The organism is Kitasatospora sp. NPDC059795 (genome assembly GCF_042732175.1).
Lineage (GTDB): Bacteria > Actinomycetota > Actinomycetes > Streptomycetales > Streptomycetaceae > Kitasatospora.
Window position 1 is genome coordinate 168,143 of record NZ_JBHWID010000010.1, and the last position, 17,173, is coordinate 185,315.

The 17,173-nt window shown below is 72.1% G+C and carries 15 protein-coding genes; 7 read left to right on the plus strand and 8 right to left on the minus strand.

The window, feature by feature from the left end; genetic code table 11:
• The first annotated feature begins 54 nt into the window (after positions 1-54).
• From ACFV4P_RS21700 to ACFV4P_RS21710, 3 genes are all read left to right on the plus strand, one after another.
• Positions 55-1,053 carry a glycosyltransferase family 2 protein gene (locus tag ACFV4P_RS21700; protein ID WP_380473394.1) on the plus strand — a complete coding sequence of 333 codons (999 nt, stop codon included), beginning with the start codon at positions 55-57 and terminating at the stop codon, positions 1,051-1,053.
• A 61-nt stretch (positions 1,054-1,114) separates the two neighbouring features.
• Positions 1,115-2,059 carry a YihY/virulence factor BrkB family protein gene (locus tag ACFV4P_RS21705; protein WP_380473396.1) on the plus strand — a complete coding sequence of 315 codons (945 nt, stop codon included), beginning with the start codon at positions 1,115-1,117 and terminating at the stop codon, positions 2,057-2,059.
• 93 nt (positions 2,060-2,152) lie between these two features.
• A complete protein-coding gene (locus tag ACFV4P_RS21710) occupies positions 2,153-3,064 on the plus strand; it encodes a class I SAM-dependent methyltransferase (RefSeq protein WP_380473398.1) in 912 nt (303 codons plus the stop codon).
• 4 nt (positions 3,065-3,068) lie between these two features.
• On the opposite strand, the gene ACFV4P_RS21715 is transcribed toward ACFV4P_RS21710, so the two are convergent.
• Positions 3,069-4,331 (minus strand): D-alanyl-D-alanine carboxypeptidase family protein, encoded by a 1,263-nt coding sequence (locus tag ACFV4P_RS21715; protein WP_380473400.1) that lies wholly within the window; start codon positions 4,329-4,331, stop codon positions 3,069-3,071.
• Between the two features lie 136 nt (positions 4,332-4,467).
• Between ACFV4P_RS21715 and ACFV4P_RS21720 the strand changes: the two genes are divergently transcribed.
• The 3 genes from ACFV4P_RS21720 to ACFV4P_RS21730 all read left to right on the plus strand — a co-directional run bounded on the left by ACFV4P_RS21720 (position 4,468) and on the right by ACFV4P_RS21730 (position 7,918).
• Complete coding sequence (locus tag ACFV4P_RS21720) at positions 4,468-4,725, plus strand: SCO4848 family membrane protein (RefSeq protein ID WP_073808072.1); 258 nt, start codon at positions 4,468-4,470, stop codon at positions 4,723-4,725.
• A 110-nt stretch (positions 4,726-4,835) separates the two neighbouring features.
• On the plus strand, positions 4,836-6,437 hold the full coding sequence (locus ACFV4P_RS21725; protein WP_380473402.1) for a hypothetical protein: 1,602 nt from the start codon (positions 4,836-4,838) through the stop codon (positions 6,435-6,437).
• Between the two features lie 140 nt (positions 6,438-6,577).
• The gene (locus tag ACFV4P_RS21730) at positions 6,578-7,918 is read left to right on the plus strand and encodes a hypothetical protein (RefSeq protein WP_380473404.1); all 1,341 of its coding nucleotides are present in this window, start codon (positions 6,578-6,580) and stop codon (positions 7,916-7,918) included.
• Between the two features lie 70 nt (positions 7,919-7,988).
• On the opposite strand, the gene ACFV4P_RS21735 is transcribed toward ACFV4P_RS21730, so the two are convergent.
• The 6 genes from ACFV4P_RS21735 to ACFV4P_RS21760 form a co-directional block, all read right to left on the minus strand.
• Positions 7,989-8,762, minus strand: coding sequence for a succinate dehydrogenase iron-sulfur subunit (locus ACFV4P_RS21735; protein ID WP_380473406.1), 774 nt, complete (start codon positions 8,760-8,762; stop codon positions 7,989-7,991).
• Positions 8,762-10,504 (minus strand): succinate dehydrogenase flavoprotein subunit, encoded by a 1,743-nt coding sequence (gene sdhA, locus ACFV4P_RS21740; protein ID WP_380473408.1) that lies wholly within the window; start codon positions 10,502-10,504, stop codon positions 8,762-8,764. The genes ACFV4P_RS21735 and sdhA overlap by 1 nt, the downstream gene beginning before the upstream one ends.
• A 25-nt stretch (positions 10,505-10,529) precedes the next feature.
• On the minus strand, positions 10,530-11,018 hold the full coding sequence (locus ACFV4P_RS21745; RefSeq protein WP_073808080.1) for a succinate dehydrogenase hydrophobic membrane anchor subunit: 489 nt from the start codon (positions 11,016-11,018) through the stop codon (positions 10,530-10,532).
• Between the two features lie 6 nt (positions 11,019-11,024).
• Entirely contained in the window at positions 11,025-11,405 is a 381-nt protein-coding gene (gene sdhC, locus ACFV4P_RS21750) for a succinate dehydrogenase, cytochrome b556 subunit (protein ID WP_073808082.1), read from the minus strand.
• A gap of 218 nt (positions 11,406-11,623) precedes the next feature.
• A complete protein-coding gene (locus ACFV4P_RS21755) occupies positions 11,624-12,121 on the minus strand; it encodes a 2-oxo-4-hydroxy-4-carboxy-5-ureidoimidazoline decarboxylase (protein WP_083646471.1) in 498 nt (165 codons plus the stop codon).
• Between the two features lie 239 nt (positions 12,122-12,360).
• A complete protein-coding gene (locus ACFV4P_RS21760; protein ID WP_380473411.1) occupies positions 12,361-13,104 on the minus strand; it encodes an SDR family oxidoreductase in 744 nt (247 codons plus the stop codon).
• Positions 13,105-13,301: 197 nt separating this feature from the next.
• Here ACFV4P_RS21760 and ACFV4P_RS21765 point away from each other — a divergent pair, with 197 nt between their 5' ends.
• Positions 13,302-14,891, plus strand: coding sequence for a methylmalonyl-CoA mutase (locus ACFV4P_RS21765; protein WP_380473413.1), 1,590 nt, complete (start codon positions 13,302-13,304; stop codon positions 14,889-14,891).
• Between the two features lie 94 nt (positions 14,892-14,985).
• Here the strand turns inward: ACFV4P_RS21765 and ACFV4P_RS21770 are convergent, their stop codons facing one another.
• Positions 14,986-17,037, minus strand: coding sequence for a protease pro-enzyme activation domain-containing protein (locus tag ACFV4P_RS21770; RefSeq protein WP_380473415.1), 2,052 nt, complete (start codon positions 17,035-17,037; stop codon positions 14,986-14,988).
• Positions 17,038-17,173: the final 136 nt, after the last annotated feature.

Sequence of the window (17,173 nt, forward strand, 5' to 3'; positions counted from 1 at the left end):
CTCTCCGGGCTTGCTAGTCTGCGCCTGGCCAGGCCAGGTCAGGAGAGTGAAGAGATGCCGCGGTTCAGTGTGATCGTGCCCGTCCACGCCGTGGAGGAGTACCTCCCGGCCTGTCTGGACTCCGTCCTGGAACAGACCTTCACCGACTTCGAACTGATCGCCGTCGACGACCGTTCGCCCGACGGCTGCGGCGCGATCCTCGACGAAGCGGCCGCCCGGGACAGCCGGGTGACGGTCCGTCACCTCGAAGGGAACGTCGGCCTGGGCCTCGCCCGCAACGCCGGACTGGAACTCGCCACCGGCGACTACCTGATCTTCCTGGACAGCGACGACACCCTCACCCCCGACCTGCTCGCCGCCACCGACGCCCGGCTGCGCGCCACCGGCGACCCCGACCTGCTGGTGTACGACTACGCCCGCAGCTACTGGGACGGCCGCGTGGTGCGCTCCGCCTCCGCCCCCGTGTTCGCCAAGCCCGGCGCCGACACCTTCACCCTGGACGAGCGCCGCGACCTGCTCGACCTGCTCCAGGTGGTGTGGAACAAGGCCTACCGGCGCGCGTTCGTCGAGCAGCAGGGCCTGACCTTCCCGCCCGGCTACTACGAGGACACCCCCTGGACGTACCCGGCGCTGCTCGCCGCCGAGTCGATCACCCTGCTCGACCAGGTCGGCGTGCACTACCGGCAGCGCCGCGAGGGCGGCAACATCCTCGCCACCGCCTCCCGCAAGCACTTCGACGTCTTCGAGCAGTACGACCGGGTGTTCGCCTTCCTCGACGCCCGCCCCGACCTGGACCGCTGGCGGCCGGTGATCTACCGGATGATGCTCGGCCACCTCGCCACCGTGGTCACCAAGCCCGGACGCGTCCCCGCCGGCGACCGCCGCGAGTTCTTCCGCCGCGCCGCCGAGCACTGCACCCGGCACCGCCCCGACGGCTACCGGCCGCCGGCCGGCCCCGAGGGCGTCCGCGGCGAACTGCTCGGCCGCGGCAGCTACCTCGGCTTCCAGAGCCTGCGGGTGCTCGCCAAGGCCCGCCGCGCCGTCCGCCGCTGAGCATTCGGGCGGGCGGCGCGTCACCCGGACGCAGCACCGCCCGCCCGGTATACAGGGGCGGATGGACTTCCTCGCCCGGCTGCCGCTGATCGGACCGCTGCTGGCCCGGGTGCTGCGCAGCCGCCCCTACCTGGTGTACCGGCTCTTCGCCGAGGTCCAGGGCAACCGGCTGGCCGGGGCGGTCACCTTCTTCGGGTTCCTGGCGCTGTTCCCGCTGCTCACCGTGGCCCTGGCGATCGCCCTGGCCACGCTCTCCGACTCCCGGGTGCACCACCTCCAGGAGCAGATCGCCGAGCAGCTGCCCGGCCTCGCCGACTCGCTCGACCTGAACGCGATGGTCGCCAACGCCGGCACCGTCGGCCTGGTCTCCGGCGCCCTGCTGCTGGTCTCCGGCCTCGGCTGGGTGGACACCATGCGCGGCGCGGTACGCACGGTCTGGCGGCTGCCCGACGACGCCGGCAACCCCGTTCAGGTGAAGCTGCGGGACTGCGCGGTGCTGTTCGGGCTCGGCCTGGTCTGCCTCGCCTCGCTGGCCGCGTCCGCGCTGGCCACCATGCTCGCGCACCGGCTGGCCGACCGGCTCGGCCTGGACGGCGGGGGCGCCCGCTGGCTGCTGTCCGGTCTCGGATTCCTGATCGCGGTCTGCGCGGACCTGCTGCTGTTCTGGTATCTGCTCGGCCCGTTCGCGCGGATCCGCGGTCAGCGCCGACGCACCCTGCTGCAGGGCGCGTTGATCGGCGCGGTCGGCTTCGAAGTGTTGAAGATCGCACTCTCCTCGTACCTGGGTTCGGTTGCCGGACGCAGCGTCTACGGGGCCTTCGGGGTGCCCGTCGCACTGCTGCTGTGGATCAACTTCGTGGCCAGACTGCTGATGTACAGCGCGGCCTGGACGGCCCTCGCCGACCCCGAGGCGGCCCGCCGGCGGGCCGTCCGGCAGGCCGAGGCCGCGCTCGCGACCGCCGTCGAATCCGAACAGCCACCCCCTGTCCGGCATTCGGACGACTGACTATGATCCCGGTCACAACTCATTTGCTCGGCTGTCCCTCGGCCGACCGTCTCGCCGGCGCCCCCAGCGCCGGCCAGCATCTCTGGAGGCCGCGTGTCCGTCACCGACACCACCGCCGCGCCGCCCGTACCAGCCACCCCCGACGACGTCCCGGGATGGTTCTTCCGCGTCGACCGCGAGGTCTTCGCATGGCTGCTCGACCGCCAGAGCGCCGCCGGCGTCACCGGCGACCTGCTGGAGATGGGCGCCTACCTGGGCCGCTCCGCGATCCTGCTCGGCGACCACCTGCGCCCCGGCGAGACCTTCACCGTCTGCGACCTGTTCGACATGGACGCCCCGGACGACGACAACTCCGCCGAGATGACGATGTCCTACCGCTCCACCCTCACCCGGCGCGCCTTCGAGACCAACTACCGGGCGTTCCACGCCGAACTGCCGACGATCATCCAGGCCCCGACCTCGGTCCTCGCCGACGGCCGGGTCGCCGCCGACAGCTGCCGCTTCGTCCACATCGACGCCTCCCACCTGTACGAGCACGTCGCGGGAGACATCCTGGTGGCCCGCGACGCCCTGGCCGGCAACGGCATCGTCTCCCTCGACGACTACCGCGCCCCGCACACCCCCGGCGTGCACGCCGCCGTCTGGGAGGCGGTCTTCACCCTCGGTCTGAAGCCGGTGCTGCTCACCCCCGAGAAGTTCTACGGCACCTGGGGCGACGCCGAGGCGGTCCGCGCCGACCTGCTCGCCCGGGACTGGCGCGCCGAGGGCTTCCGCCTCGACGAGGAACACCTCGCCGGGCAGACCTGCCACCGCCTCGCCTGGGACGAGCCCGCCGGCCTCGCCGAGGCCGCGGTCCACGCCCAGTCCGGCGGCTCCGCCGGGGCCGCACGCCCCCACCAGCAGCGCTCGCTGGCCCGCCGGGTCGCCATCGACGTGATGCCCCCGGTCGCCACCCGCGCGGTCCGCCGCGCACTCAGCGCCGGGCGTGCCCGCAAGTCCTCGTGAGTTCCTAGGACTTGTCCGGTCTGCCCGCCCGGGCCTCCCGCAGGGCGGCCCGGCGGCGCAGCGCGCGCAGCCGCAGCATCCCGACCGCCGCCACCGCCGCGCACAGCCCGACCGCCGACCAGGTCGCCGCGCCCGGGCCGTCCGCCACGGTGTGCGCGGCCCGCACCGGGTCCGCCGCGACCGTCGGCCGCTTCGTCGACGAGGCGCCCGCGGACGGAGCGGCGGGCTGCGCGGCCGACGGCGTCCCGGCGACCGGCTCGGCCGGGCCCGCGGTGGGTTCGGCCGGGGGCGCCTTGTCCTCGGCCAGCGCCCCCACCGGGGTGACCTTCCCCGTCGCGGCGAAGCCCCAGTCCAGCAGCGCCGCCGCCTCGTCGTACACCTTCGGGCTGCTCGCCGGGTGCATCACCGTCACCAGCATGGTCCGGCCGCCGCGCACCGCCGCGCCCGTGTACGTCGCCCCCGCGTTGGTGGTGTAACCGTTCTTCACGCCGATCAGGCCCGGGTACTTGCCGAGCAGCCGGTCGGTGTTGGCGATGCCGAAACTGCCCCGCTGCCCGTTCTTGTCGACCGCGCCCGGGAACTGCGCCCACCGCGTCCCGCAGTACCCGCGGAACTCCTCGTTGCGCAGCCCCGCCCGGGCGAACAGCGTCAGGTCGTACGCCGAGGTGACCTGCCCGTCCATGTCGTACCCGTCCGGGCTGACCACGTGGGTGTCCCGGGCCTGCAACTGGTCCGCCCGGGCCTGCATGTCGGCGACGGTCTTCGCCACCCCGCCGTTCATGGTCGCCAGCACGTGCACCGCGTCGTTGCCGGACGACAGGAACACCCCGCGCCACAGGTCCTCGACCTTGTAGTCCAGGTCCTCCTTGATGCCGACCAGACTGCTGCCCGCGCCCATCCCCTGCAGCTCCGACCAGCCCACCCTGTGCACCTCGTCGGCCGGGAAACGCGGCAGCACGGTGTCCGCGAACAGCATCTTCAACGTGGACGCGGGCGGCAGCTGCGCATGCGCGTTGAACGCCGCCAGCACCTCGCCGCTGTCCGCGTCCGCCACCACCCAGGACTTCCCGGTCAGGTTCGACGGCAACGGCGGCGCCCCCGGCCCCGGCGCGACCTGCACACCCGGCGCACCCAGCCGTTCCCCGCCCACCACGGCGGGCGGCGGCGCATCACCGGGCACCGCCGCGACGGCGACCGGCAGGCCGACCGGGAACAGCACCAGCGCGGCAGCGGACGAACCGTGGACGATCCGGCGGACAGTCTGCATTCACGGAAGCTAACCCGCCCCCGCCGCCCGCACGGCCCGAGCCGCAGCCCGCCGCACGAACGAGTACCGCCCGCTGCTCCGAACGGCGGGCCGCGCATACTGGACGGGCCACCCGTCTGCCCCGAAGGACCCCGCCATGAAGCTCAGCCGCCCGGTCTCCTGGTTCCTCACCGCCTTCGGCGTCTGGTCGATCTTCATCTGGACGACGTTCGCGAAGAACCTCTGGAAGGACTCCGGCGGCCAGGCGTTCGTCAACGGCGACCACGGGCAGCCCACCGCCTTCTTCTGGGTCCACCTGCTGCTCGCCGTCACCTCCCTGCTGCTCGGCCTCGCCATCGGCTGGATCGGCGTCCGCGGCCTGCGAGCCCTGCGCCGGGCGGCCGTCGCGGAGTAGCGCCCGACGCACCCCCGACGCACCCTTGCGGCCGGAATCGCGGGGCTGCCAGGATGCGCGGCCGGGCGATCGATCGATCGTCCGCGCATCGTTTCCTGGGGGGAATCCCGATGTCCCGCACCACCTCCGCGCGGCTGCTCGCCGCCTGCGCCACCACCGCCCTCGCGGCGGGCCTGTTCACCGCGCCCGCCGCGCAGGCCGTGCCCGGCCACGCCGTCACCGGCCCGAGCGTCCGGGCGACGCCGGCCCTGGCCGGTGACGGCTGCTGGGCCACCGGCACGCCCGGCTGGGTCACCACCGCCGACCCGGTGCTCACCGCGCACACCACCGCGCCCTCCGCCCGCTTCAAGGTGTGGGACGCCACCGGCACGAAGGTCTTCGACGGCGCCGCCGACACCGCCGCCGACGGCACCGTCCAGGTCACCGTCACCGGCCTGGCCGACGGCCCGGGCTACACCTGGCAGGTCTGGCCCGAGTACGCGCCGGGCTCCGGCGCGCCCACCGAGACCTGCCGCTTCGGCGTGGACACCGCCGCACCCACCGGCCTGACCGTGACCTCCACCGACTTCCCGGAGAACGGCGGCGGCAAGTTCGCCGGCCAGCCGGGCGTCTTCACCTTCTCCGCGACGGACGCCGGTTCCGGCGTGGCCTGCTTCCGCTACGCCCTGGACAACGTCATCGGCGTGGGCGGCTGCACCCCCGGCCCCGACGTCGTCGCGGCCGCCGCCGACGGCACCGCGAGCGTCACGATCAAGCCGGACGAGTGGGGCACCCACCACCTCTCGGTGCAGGCCCTGGACCACACCGGCCGGGTCGCCCAGACCGTCTACACCTTCCTCGCCCCCTGGAACCCCAACCCGCCGAAGGCCCTCGGCGACGTGGACAACGACGGCGTGCCCGACATCCTGCTGCCCGACTCGAACGGCAACCTGCTGGTGATCAGCGGCAACGCCGGCAGCACCACCCCGACCACCGTGGTGCCCGCCGCGCGGGCGCCCTGGGGCGGCAGCTGGAGCGGCCTCCAGATCACCCACAAGGGCTGGAGCGGCGGCGGCGCGTCCGCCGACACGATCTACGTCCGCGACGCCTCCCCGGGCAACTCCGGCCTCCTCTACCAGTACGTCAACCGCGGCGGGCTGCCGCTCGGCACCCGGTCGCCGTCGCTGACCTACCACGCCACCGACTGCGTCGACACCGCGATGCAGCCGGTCGCCTGCCCGGCCGGCCACAGCACCGACTTCTCGGCCGTCCAGCAGCTGGTGGCGTTCGGCTCGGTGAACCCCGCGAGCCCGGTGGGCATCACCCTGCTGGACGTCGAGCAGGGCGACCTGTGGCTGCAGCACGACCCGTCCCGGTTCGGCGATTCCGGCCGGCTCACCACCACCGGCCTGTGGAACGGCTACGACCTGATCGCCCCCGGCCCCGACGCCAACGGCAACCTCGTGCTGTGGTCCCGCGAGCAGGCCACCGGCACCCTGCGCGCGCACGCCGTGCCGAAGCTCGCCGACGGCAGCTTCGACTTCTCCGGCCTGGCGAACCCCGCCGACGGCACCGTCATCGGCAGCTTCCCGGTGGCCGACTACCCGACCCTGGGCAGCTCCGGCGACCTCGACGGGGACGGGCAGGCCGACCTGTACGCCGTCACCGCCGGGCGGCACCTGATCACCTTCAAGGGCGTCGTGAACCCGAAGGACCTCGGCCCGCTGGCCTGATCCGGCATCAGGAATGTCCGCGGTCGGACCTCTGGAGGTGGCTGAATCCTGCTGCTAGCCTGCCCGGCACGACTCCCGGGCGGGCCGGCGGCGAGGGACCGGCGCCGGGCCGGGGAGCAGGGGATGGGGGAGGCTCCGCGATGAGCACCAGCACCACCCTCGGCGACGCCCGCCCCGAGTGGGCGCAGCGCCACGAACGGGAACGGCGGCACCGGCGCGCCAAGTCCAGGCTGCGGCTGCCGTTCGCGGTGGCCGCGGCCTGCCAGGCCGTGCTGCTGCTGTGGTGGGCGGCCGGGTACCCGGCGTTCACCGGCAGCGCGCGGAGCGGTGCGCCGCTGTACGACGCCGCCGTGCGGATCCTGCACCCGGCGGGGGCGACGCTGGCGCAGAGCGTGCTGGTGGCGTTCGCGCTCGGGCACCTGGCGGCGGCGCTGGCCCGGTTCGGGGTGCGCGGGCGGTGGTCGGGGCCGGTGGCCGTCGCGCTGGCCGCGCTGCCGCCGACCGGCAGCCTGGTGGTCTCGCTCAGCCCCGAAGTGCCGTCCACCGCAGGCGCGTTGCTGCTCACCGCGGCGGGCCTGCGGCTGCTCGCCCGACGCATCGACGGGACGCTGCACCGGGGCGGGCCCGCGCAACGGCTGGATCTGGCCGTACTGTTCTCGGCCATCGCGCTGCTCGCGCTGACCGGCCCCCGCGGCGTGGGCACCGCGCTGATCGCCGCCCTGGTGCTGCTGCCCGCCCTGCCCCGGGTGCGCGGCCGGCTCGCGCTGCTCACCGCCCTCGCGCTGGCCGTGCCGATCGCCCTCGCCGTGCTCGGCCACCCCGCGGCCCGCACCGGCGACCTGCACACCCTGCGCGCCGCCGACCTGGCGCTCGCCCAGCACCGCGACCCGACCCGCCCGGACCCGGCGCTGACGGCCCTCGCCCCGGCCGCCGGCTGGGACGCGGCCGGCGCGGACTGCTCGGCGACCGCCGCCCTCACCGAGCGCTGGGACGACGCCGCCGCCCGCCGCGCACAGGACGAACTCGCCGCCGCGTGGCGGCAGTTGCTGCGCGACCACCCGGACCGGGTGCTGGACGCCCGGCTCTGCCGGAGCCGCCTCGCCTGGGCGGTGTGGGCGGGCACCGGCGGCCCGCACGCCGCCACCGAGGTACCGGAGCCGTCCGCGGCCTCGCACGGCCTGCTGCGGCCCCTGCACTCCGCCGCCGCCTGGAGCCGCACCCTGCTGCGCGCCCCGCAGCTGGACTGGCTGCTGTGGCGCGGCGCCCTGTGGGCGTACCTCGGCCTCGCGGCGGCCCTGCTGTACGCCTGGCGGCACCGGCTGCCCGCGCTCGTCCCGGTGGCCGGCGCGGCCGTCCTCGGCACCCAACTGGCGCTGACCGCGTCCGCCGCCGGCCAGGACTACCGGACCATGGCGGTGGCGCTGTTCCTCGGCCCGCTGCTGCTCACCCTGGCCACCGTCAGACGCGCACCCGCCCCCTGAGCAGAAGCCCGAGCAGAAGCCGAAGGGCCCGTCCGGAGCGAACTCCGGACGGGCCCTTCGGGGCTCAGGACTAGAAGCGACGCGTGACGAGCGCGCGCTTCACCTCCTGGATCGCCTTGGTGACCTCGATGCCACGCGGGCAGGCCTCCGAGCAGTTGAAGGTGGTGCGGCAACGCCACACGCCCTCACGGTCGTTGAGGACCTCCAGGCGCTGCTCGGCGCCCTCGTCGCGGGAGTCGAAGATGAAACGGTGCGCGTTGACGATCGCCGCCGGGCCGAAGTACTGGCCGTCGTTCCAGAACACCGGGCACGAGGAGGTGCACGCGGCGCACAGGATGCACTTGGTGGTGTCGTCGAAGCGCTCGCGGTCGGCCTGCGACTGCAGACGCTCGCGGGTCGGCTCGTTCCCCGAGGTGATCAGGAACGGCATGACGTCCTTGTACGCCTGGAAGAACGGGTCCATGTCCACGATCAGGTCCTTGAGGACCGCGAGACCCTTGATGGCCTCGATCGTGATCGGCTTCGCCGGGTCGACGTCCTTGATCAGGGTCTTGCACGCCAGCCGGTTGCGCCCGTTGATCCGCATGGCGTCCGAACCGCAGATGCCGTGCGCGCAGGAGCGACGGTACGTGAGGGTGCCGTCCTGCTCCCACTTGATCTTGTTGAGCGCGTCGAGGACGCGCTCCTTCGGGTCCATTTCGAGCTGGTAGTCCACCCACACCGGGTCCGGGTGCTCCTCCGGGTTGAACCGGCGGATCCGAAAGGTGACGTTGATCAGCTTGGTGCTGCCGGCCTCGACCGCGTCCAGCGCGGCCGAGTGCGTCTCGACGGTCGGAGTGGACATCAGTACTTACGCTCCATCGGCTGGTAGCGGGTCTGCACGACCGGCTTGTAGTCGAGGCGGATGGAGGTGGAACCGTCCTCGGCCACCTCGCGGTACGCCATCGTGTGCTGCATGAACTTCACGTCGTCGCGGGTCGGGAAGTCCTCGCGGTAGTGACCGCCGCGGGACTCCTCGCGGGCCAGCGCGGAGACGACCAGCACCTCGGCCAGGTCGAGCAGGTTGCCCAGCTCGACGGCCTCCAGCAGGTCGGTGTTGTAACGCGAGCCCTTGTCCTGGATCGAGACGTTCTTGAAGCGCTCCTTGAGCGCCTGGACGTCCTCGACGGCCTGCTGCAGGGTCTTGCCGGTGCGGTAGACGGACACGTTGGTGTCCATCGACTCCTGCAGCTCCCGGCGGATCGCCGCGACCGACTCGGTGCCGGTGGACTCCCGCAGGCCCTCGACCAGCGCCTCGACCAGCGCGCCCGGGTTCGCCGGCAGCTCGACGAAGTCGTGCTTGTCGGCGTACGCGGCGGCGGCGATGCCCGCGCGGCGGCCGAACACGTTGATGTCCAGCAGCGAGTTGGTGCCCAGGCGGTTGGCGCCGTGCACCGACACGCACGCGACCTCGCCCGCGGCGTACAGGCCCGGGACGATGTCGGTGTTGTTGCTCAGGACCTCACCCTCGACGTTGGTCGGGATGCCGCCCATCGCGTAGTGCGCGGTGGGCTGGATCGGGATCGGGTCCGTGTAGGGCTCGATGCCGAGGTAGGTGCGCGCGAACTCGGTGATGTCCGGCAGCTTGGCGTCCAGCTGCTCCGGCGGGAGGTGCGTCAGGTCCAGGTAGACGTGGTCGCCCTCGGGGCCGCAGCCGCGGCCGGCCCGGATCTCCGAGTAGATCGCGCGGGAGCAGACGTCACGGGACGCGAGGTCCTTCATGACGGGGGCGTAGCGCTCCATGAAGCGCTCGCCGTCCTTGTTGCGCAGGATGCCGCCCTCGCCGCGGGCGCCCTCGGTGAGCAGGATGCCCATCCGCCAGATGCCCGTCGGGTGGAACTGGAAGAACTCCATGTCCTCCAGCGGCAGGCCGCGGCGCAGCGCCACGGCCTGGCCGTCACCGGTCAGGGTGTGCGCGTTCGAGGTGACCTTGAACATCTTGCCGGTGCCGCCGGAGGCGAACACCACGGCCTTGGCCTGGAAGACGTGGATCTCGCCGGTGGCGAGCTCGTACGCCACCACGCCGGCGGTCTTGCCCTCGTTGATCAGCAGGTCGAGGACGTAGAACTCGTTGAAGAACTCGACACCGTGCTTGACGCAGTTCTGGAACAGCGTCTGCAGGATCATGTGGCCGGTGCGGTCCGCGGCGTAGCAGGACCGGCGGACCGGGGCCTCGCCGTGGTTGCGGGAGTGGCCGCCGAAGCGGCGCTGGTCGATCCGGCCCTGGTCGGTGCGGGAGAAGGGGAGACCCATCTTCTCCAGGTCGAGGACCGCGTCGATGGCCTCCTTGCACATGATCTCGGCGGCGTCCTGGTCGACCAGGTAGTCACCGCCCTTGACCGTGTCGAAGGTGTGCCACTCCCAGTTGTCCTCCTCGACGTTGGCGAGCGCGGCACACATGCCGCCCTGCGCCGCGCCGGTGTGCGACCGGGTCGGGTAGAGCTTGGTCAGGACCGCGGTGCGGCTGCGCTGCGTCGACTCGATGGCCGCGCGCATGCCGGCGCCGCCGGCGCCGACGATGACGGTGTCGTACTGGTGAATCTGCATGGGGTCAGTCGCCTCTGGTGGCTCGTCAGATGTTCGGGTCGAAGGTGAAGATCACCAGGGTGCCGAGGACCACCGTGAAGATGGTCGCGACAGCCAGGAGACCCTTCAGCCACATGCGAGTGGCGTCCTTCTCCGCGTAGTCGTTGATGACGGTGCGCATGCCGTTCGAGCCGTGCAGCATCGCCAGCCACAGCATCAGCAGGTCCCACATCTGCCAGAACGGGGAGGCCCAACGGCCCGCCACGAAGGCGAAGCTGATCTTCGAGACGCCGCCGTCCAGCATCAGGTTGATCAGCAGGTGGCCGAGGACCAGCACCACCAGGACGACACCCGACAGGCGCATGAACAGCCAGGCGAGCATCTCGAAGTTGGTGCGGGTGCGGCGCGGGGTCTTCTTCGTGCGAGCCCGGGCGGGCTCCACGACGAAGGCGTCGGCAGGGTTGCCGGTGCCCAGGCCCTGGCCCGTGTGGGCCTGCAGCGAGGGGACCACCAGGTCCTTGATCTCAGTCGACATGCCGGATCAGCCCCCGAACCAGGTGCGAAGGGTGTGCTGCAGAACGGGGTAGAAGGCGCCGCCCATCAGGACGACCCAGATGCCGACGACAGTCCACAGCATCTGCTTCTGGTACTTCGGGCCCTTGGCCCAGAAGTCCACCGCCACGACGCGCAGGCCGTTCAGGGCGTGGAACAGGATGGCGGCCACGAGGCCGTACTCCATCAGGTTCACCAGCCAGAACTTGTAGGTGGCGATCACCGAGTCGTACGCCTCGGGCGACACCCGCACCAGGGCGGTGTCCAGGACATGTGCGAACAGGAAGAAGAAGATCAGGACGCCGGTGACTCGGTGAGCCACCCAGCTCCACATGCCTTCCCGGCCGCGGTACAGCGTTCCAGCCGGCACGGAAAACCCTCCGGAAGCGGATCGGGGGCTCGGCCGGCTTCGTGTCGGTCAGCCCGGCCGGATACGGTCCACCGGCCGCGAGCATCCTATCGACGCGCCGGGCCCCTCCGTCCTCCGGGGGCCCTGCTGTGATCAATCAGGCACGCACGGGCTAATCGGAACGGGAACTCTCGTGCTTCGCGGACATCCGATCACACTGCGGGGCGGCCGCCCGGAGCTCAGCTCCGGACGGCCACCAGGTGTTCCAGGCGGGTCAGTGCGATGCGACGCAACTCCTCGGCGGAGATGAGGCGTTCCTCGTCCGGGTCGTTGGCCAGCCGGGTGCGGATCGAGGTCAGCACCGCGTCCAGCATCTCCTCGTGGTCCACGCCTTCCAGGCAGACCACGAAGACATGGCCGAAACGTGCCTCGTACGCGGCGTGCGCGGCCCGCAGTGCGGTGTGCGCGGCCTGGCTGCCGGGCGCGCGCATGCCGACCAGCGGCTGCGGCATCCAGCTCTCGTCGGCCAGCGCCTCCGCGAGGTCCGCCGGGCGCAGGTCGTAGCTGGCCTCGCTGGCGGCCGCCAGCAGCGAGCCGATGTCGGGGTAGGGGCGGTGGGCGGTCAGGCGCAGGGCCCAGCGGTGGCTGCCGCAGCAGGCGAGCAGCGCCTCCTCGACCGCGCCGGAGTCGGCCTCGTTGAACCGGTGGAGTCCCAGGAGGGACGGATCCGTCCGCACGTCCAGACGCTGCGGCGGGATGTCGCTGGTCAGCGGATCCTCCTCGTGAGGGCGGGAAGGGGGGATGCTGCAGAGACAGAGAGGGTGTGGCGGCGCCCCCGCGCGGAGCCGATAGGGCTCGGCGGGGCAGCGCCTCCACGGTAGTTGAGGGTTCATCAGTTGGGGAGGCGGCGAGCCGATTTCATCCGATCGAGCTATCAAGTTGTGACCCGCCGCCGTCCCCGTTCACGCGGAACCGGTCAGTTGGTGCGGTGCACCTTGTGGTTGGCGGCCTGCGCCCGCGGCCGGACGACCAGCAGATCGATGTTGACGTGCGCCGGACGGGTCACCGCCCAGGACACCGTGTCGGCGATGTCCTCGGAGGTGAGCGGCTCGTCGACGCCCGCGTACACCGCGTCCGCCTTCGCCCGGTCACCGCGGAAGCGGGTCAGCGCGAAACCCTCGGACTTCACCATGCCGGGGGCGATCTCGATCACCCGGATCGGCTCGCCCACGAGTTCGAGGCGGAGGGTCTGCGCCACCGAGTGGACGGCGTGCTTGGCCGCCACGTACCCGCCGCCGCCCTCGTACGCGGCCAGCGCCGCCGTCGAGGACATGATCAGCACGGTGCCGTCGCCGGTGGCGCGCAGCGCCGGCAGCAGCGCCTGGGTCAGGTGCAGCACGCCCAGCACGTTGACCTCGAACATGGTGCGCCAGTCCTCGGGGTCGCCGGCCTCGACGCTCTCCGCGCCGAGCGCGCCGCCCGCGTTGTTCACCAGCACGTCCACCCGGCCGACCTCGGCGGCGAACGCGTCCACCGCGGCCCGGTCGGTGACGTCCAGGGTGTGGGCGCGGCCGCCGAGCTCCTTCGCCAGCTCCTCGATCCGCTCGGTGCGGCGGGCCGTCAGCACCACCTGGAAGCCGTCCGCCGCCAGCCGGCGGGCGGTGGCCGCCCCGATGCCGCTGCTGGCGCCGGTGACCACCGCCACCTTCTGCTCGCTCATGTCCCACTCCTCTTGTCTCGGCCTGGTGTTCGGTGCAGGGGGATCATCCCGGATCATCCCAAGGAACGGTTCGCGGGTGTTGTGAGCAAGCTCCCAGCCGTGGCATCTGTCTGCCCGTGAGGGGCGCGGCTACATTGCGTATCCAGCCGTGCCGTCAGCCGGCGTCGATCCCTCACCACCTTCCGCGGAGGACATCCATGGCAGCCGAGCCCCGCCGCACCGAGTCGGGCCTGCCGATCGAGCCGGTGTACGGCCCCGAGACCCTGGCCGGCTTCGACGCCGCGAGCCGACTCGGCACCCCCGGCCAGTACCCCTTCACCCGCGGCGTCTATCCGACCATGTACACCGGCAAGCCGTGGACGATGCGCCAGTACGCCGGCTTCGGCACCGCCGCCGAGTCCAACGCCCGCTACAAGCAGCTCATCGCCAACGGCACCATGGGCCTGTCCGTCGCCTTCGACCTGCCCACCCAGATGGGATACGACTCCGACGCCGCGATCTCCTCCGGCGAGGTCGGCAAGGTCGGCGTCGCCGTCGACAGCGTCGAGGACATGAGCGTCCTGTTCGGCGGCATCCCGCTCGGCGAGGTCTCCACCTCGATGACCATCAACGCGCCCGGCTCGCTGCTGCTGCTGCTCTACCAGTTGGTCGGCGAGGCCCAGGGCGTGCCGTCGAACAAGCTCACCGGCACCATCCAGAACGACGTGCTCAAGGAGTACATCGCCCGCGGCACCTACATCTTCCCGCCCAAGCCCTCGCTGCGGCTGATCGCCGACGTCTTCCAGTACTGCCGGGCCGAGATCCCCAAGTGGAACACCATCTCCATCTCCGGCTACCACATGGCCGAGGCCGGGGCGAACCCCGCGCAGGAGATCGCCTTCACCCTCGCCAACGGCATCGAGTACGTGCGCACCGCGGTCGCCGCCGGCATGGACGTCGACGACTTCGCGCCGCGGCTCTCCTTCTTCTTCGTCTCCCGCACCACGCTGCTGGAGGAGGTCGCCAAGTTCCGTGCCGCGCGCCGGATCTGGGCCCGGGTGATGAAGGAGGAGTTCGGCGCGAAGAACCCGAAGTCGCAGATGCTGCGCTTCCACACCCAGACCGCGGGCGTCCAGCTCACCGCCCAGCAGCCCGAGGTCAACCTGGTCCGGGTCTCGGTGCAGGCGCTGGCCGCCGTCCTCGGCGGGACGCAGTCGCTGCACACCAACTCCTTCGACGAGGCGATCGCGCTCCCGACCGAGAAGTCCGCGCGGCTCGCGCTGCGCACCCAGCAGGTGCTGGCCTTCGAGACCGACATCACCGCGACCGTCGACCCGTTCGCGGGCTCCTACGTGGTCGAGGCGATGACGGACGAACTGGAGGACGCCGCGCTGGAGTTGATGGCCAAGATCGAGGACATGGGCGGCGCGGTCGCGGCGATCGAGCAGGGCTACCAGAAGAGCGAGATCGAGCGCACCGCGTACCGCATCCAGCAGGAGCAGGACTCCGGCACGCGGACCGTGGTCGGCGTCAACCGCTTCCAACTCGCCGAGGAGGAGCCGTACGAGCCGCTCCGGGTCGACCCGGCGATCGAGGCGCAGCAGGCGGAACGGCTCAAGCGCCTGCGCTCCGACCGGGACTCGTCCGCCGTCGACCGCGCGCTCACCTCGCTGCGCAAGGCGGCGGAGGGGACGGACAACGTGCTGTACCCGATGAAGGAGGCGCTGGCGGCCCGGGCGACCGTGGGCGAGGTGTGCGACGCGCTGCGCGGCGTGTGGGGCACCTACACGCCGGTGGACCGCTTCTGAGTGCGACCCCGCGCCCCTGACGGGGCGCGGGGTCGAGATGCGGAAGAGGGGTGCCGGGAGAACTTCCCGGCACCCCTCGACTGCGTTCTGCGGGTTACTTCTTCTTGATGGCGAAGGACTTGAAGAAGCCCTTGCCCGGGGAGCCCAGGCCGGTCGCCGTGTCGTAGCCGCTGGAGGCCGAGAGGCCGTAGTCGGCGCCGATCTTGTAGAGCCGGACGCGGAGGGAGCCGGAGACGACGCCGAGGTCGACGACGTTGCCGCGCTTGGTGTTGACGGCGTTGTCGTCCACGTCGTGGAAGGCGTTGGTGTCGGCGCGGTCGTACAGGGCCGGGTTGGCGAAGCCGAGGGCGCGGCCGCCGCGGGTCTCGATGGCGTTGGCGAACATGGCCGCGGTCTCCGGGGCGGAGACCGAGGTGCCGCCGTAGCCGCCCTCGCTGTAGCCGCCCTCGGCGGTGAAGCCGACCAGGGTGGCGGCGACCAGGTCACCGCTCATCGCGATGTCCGGGGTGGCGCGCAGCGGGGTCTTGGACTTGGTGCCGTCGGCAGCGGTCTTGCTGATGCTGTCCGGGACGACGCCCCGCTGGTACCACGGCTGCGCGAAGTCCTTGGAGACACCGCCGCCGCCGCCGAAGTAGAAGGCGCCCGGCATCGGGCTCCAGGACTTCTGGTCGGCGGAGAGCACCGAGCGCAGGTCGCCCATGGAGACCTCGTGGCCGTACTTGCCGGACTTGTCGCCGAGTTCGAGGGCGGTGCCGCCGACCGAGGTGACCCACGGGGAGGAGGACGGCCACTGGGCCTGGGCCTGGTTGGTGTCGGCCTCGCAGTTGACGCCGGTGGCGGCCGCACCCGGGGAGTCGTCGCCGCAGTCGCCGGAGGAGAAGGTGAAGCCGATGCCGGTGAGGGCGCCCAGCTGGAAGATCTGGTTGTCGGCGGCCACCACTGCGGGGTCGATGTCGCCGGACTTGCCGTGCATGATCTCGCCCCACGAGTTGGAGACGATGTCGGCGAGGTGCCCGTCCACGACCTTGGCCATGGCGTCGTAGAGGTCCTCGTCGTAGCAGGAGTTGCCGCCGACGTAGACGACATCGGCGTCCGGCGCGAGGCCGTGCACCATCTCGACGTCGAGGGCTTCCTCGCCGGCCCAGCCGGCGGGGCCGCCGCACTCGTCCTGGTGGGTCCACTTGTCCGGGGTGACGTACTCGGTGTACTGGCCGGTCTTGAACGGCTGGTCGCCGTGCAGGGCGGAGAAGTGGTTGGCGTCCTGCTCCATGGTGGACAGGCCGTACGCGTCGATGACGGCGACGCGGGCGCCCTTGCCGCCGACCTTGGCGTCGGTGACGCCGTAGGCCTTGCGGAGCTGGGACGGGAGGTAGGAGCAGGGGGCGAACGGGTCGTTCTTCTCGTAGCCCTCGGGCGCGCCCTTGGCGATCTTCGAGCCGTAGCCGTCCTCGGAACAGGTCGGGACGGTCGGCAGGGTCGCCGGGTCCTTCTTGTCCGGGCCGGCCGGCTTGGCGTTGGCGCTCTTCTCGGCCTCGCGGACGGAGGTGGCGGAGGAGCTGTTCTTGTGGATCGCGTCGGCCAGGCCGGAGACCGCGAGGACGGCGCCCGAGACGGAGGCCGGGAGCTTGGCGTCGCTGGTCGGCGCCCGGTGGGTGCCGTCCGCGGTGCGGTAGTTGTGGAAGCCGATGCCGAAGGCCTTGGCCATCGCGGCGGTGGAGCCGGCGACCTGCACGTAGTGGGCGTTGCTGGCGGAGACCGTGAGGCCCGCGCCGGACACCCAGTCGGTGACGGCCTTGACCTGCTCGGGGGTGGCGCCGAACTTCGCCTGGGCCTGCGCGGACGACAGGAACTGGCCGTAGGAGGCCGAGTTGGGGTCGGAGACGGCCTGGGCGAGGGCGGCGAGGCCGCTCGCGTCGCGGCCGGCCAGGTAGATCCGGACGGTCGCCGGGGCGGCGGCGTCGGCCGCGCCCGCGTCGGCCTGCGGGGTGGCCCACTCCGGGTGGGTGCCCGGCAGGGTGCGGGCGGTGTCGCCCACGGGGGTGGCGGCGAAGGCCGGAACGGCCGCGCCGAGGGTGGTGAGGATCAGTGCGGCCGCGACGGTGGCGGGCGCGATGCTCTTGGCGAGCCGATTGCGCGCGATGGGCACGTCGGTCCCCCCTTCTCGGTTCGATGGAGCGTCAACGGCCCTTCGTGAGGGCGTGACGAGGCGCGCCGCAGGCGGACGGTCCCACCCCACTGCGGCACCGGAGTTGACTGTGCGAAAGCTGTCTATTCGGACTGAT

Bases quoted from the DNA above. Each gene is read 5' to 3' on its own strand.
- ACFV4P_RS21725 (WP_380473402.1), top strand. From the start codon at position 4,836: ATGTCCCGCACCACCTCCGCGCGGCTGCTCGCCGCCTGCGCCACCACC.
- sdhA (WP_380473408.1), bottom strand. From the start codon at position 10,504: ATGCAGATTCACCAGTACGACACCGTCATCGTCGGCGCCGGCGGCGCC.
- ACFV4P_RS21715 (WP_380473400.1), bottom strand. From the start codon at position 4,331: ATGCAGACTGTCCGCCGGATCGTCCACGGTTCGTCCGCTGCCGCGCTG.
- ACFV4P_RS21720 (WP_073808072.1), top strand. From the start codon at position 4,468: ATGAAGCTCAGCCGCCCGGTCTCCTGGTTCCTCACCGCCTTCGGCGTC.
- ACFV4P_RS21735 (WP_380473406.1), bottom strand. From the start codon at position 8,762: ATGTCCACTCCGACCGTCGAGACGCACTCGGCCGCGCTGGACGCGGTC.
- ACFV4P_RS21765 (WP_380473413.1), top strand. From the start codon at position 13,302: ATGGCAGCCGAGCCCCGCCGCACCGAGTCGGGCCTGCCGATCGAGCCG.
- ACFV4P_RS21700 (WP_380473394.1), top strand. From the start codon at position 55: ATGCCGCGGTTCAGTGTGATCGTGCCCGTCCACGCCGTGGAGGAGTAC.
- ACFV4P_RS21745 (WP_073808080.1), bottom strand. From the start codon at position 11,018: ATGTCGACTGAGATCAAGGACCTGGTGGTCCCCTCGCTGCAGGCCCAC.
- ACFV4P_RS21730 (WP_380473404.1), top strand. From the start codon at position 6,578: ATGAGCACCAGCACCACCCTCGGCGACGCCCGCCCCGAGTGGGCGCAG.
- ACFV4P_RS21760 (WP_380473411.1), bottom strand. From the start codon at position 13,104: ATGAGCGAGCAGAAGGTGGCGGTGGTCACCGGCGCCAGCAGCGGCATC.
- ACFV4P_RS21705 (WP_380473396.1), top strand. From the start codon at position 1,115: ATGGACTTCCTCGCCCGGCTGCCGCTGATCGGACCGCTGCTGGCCCGG.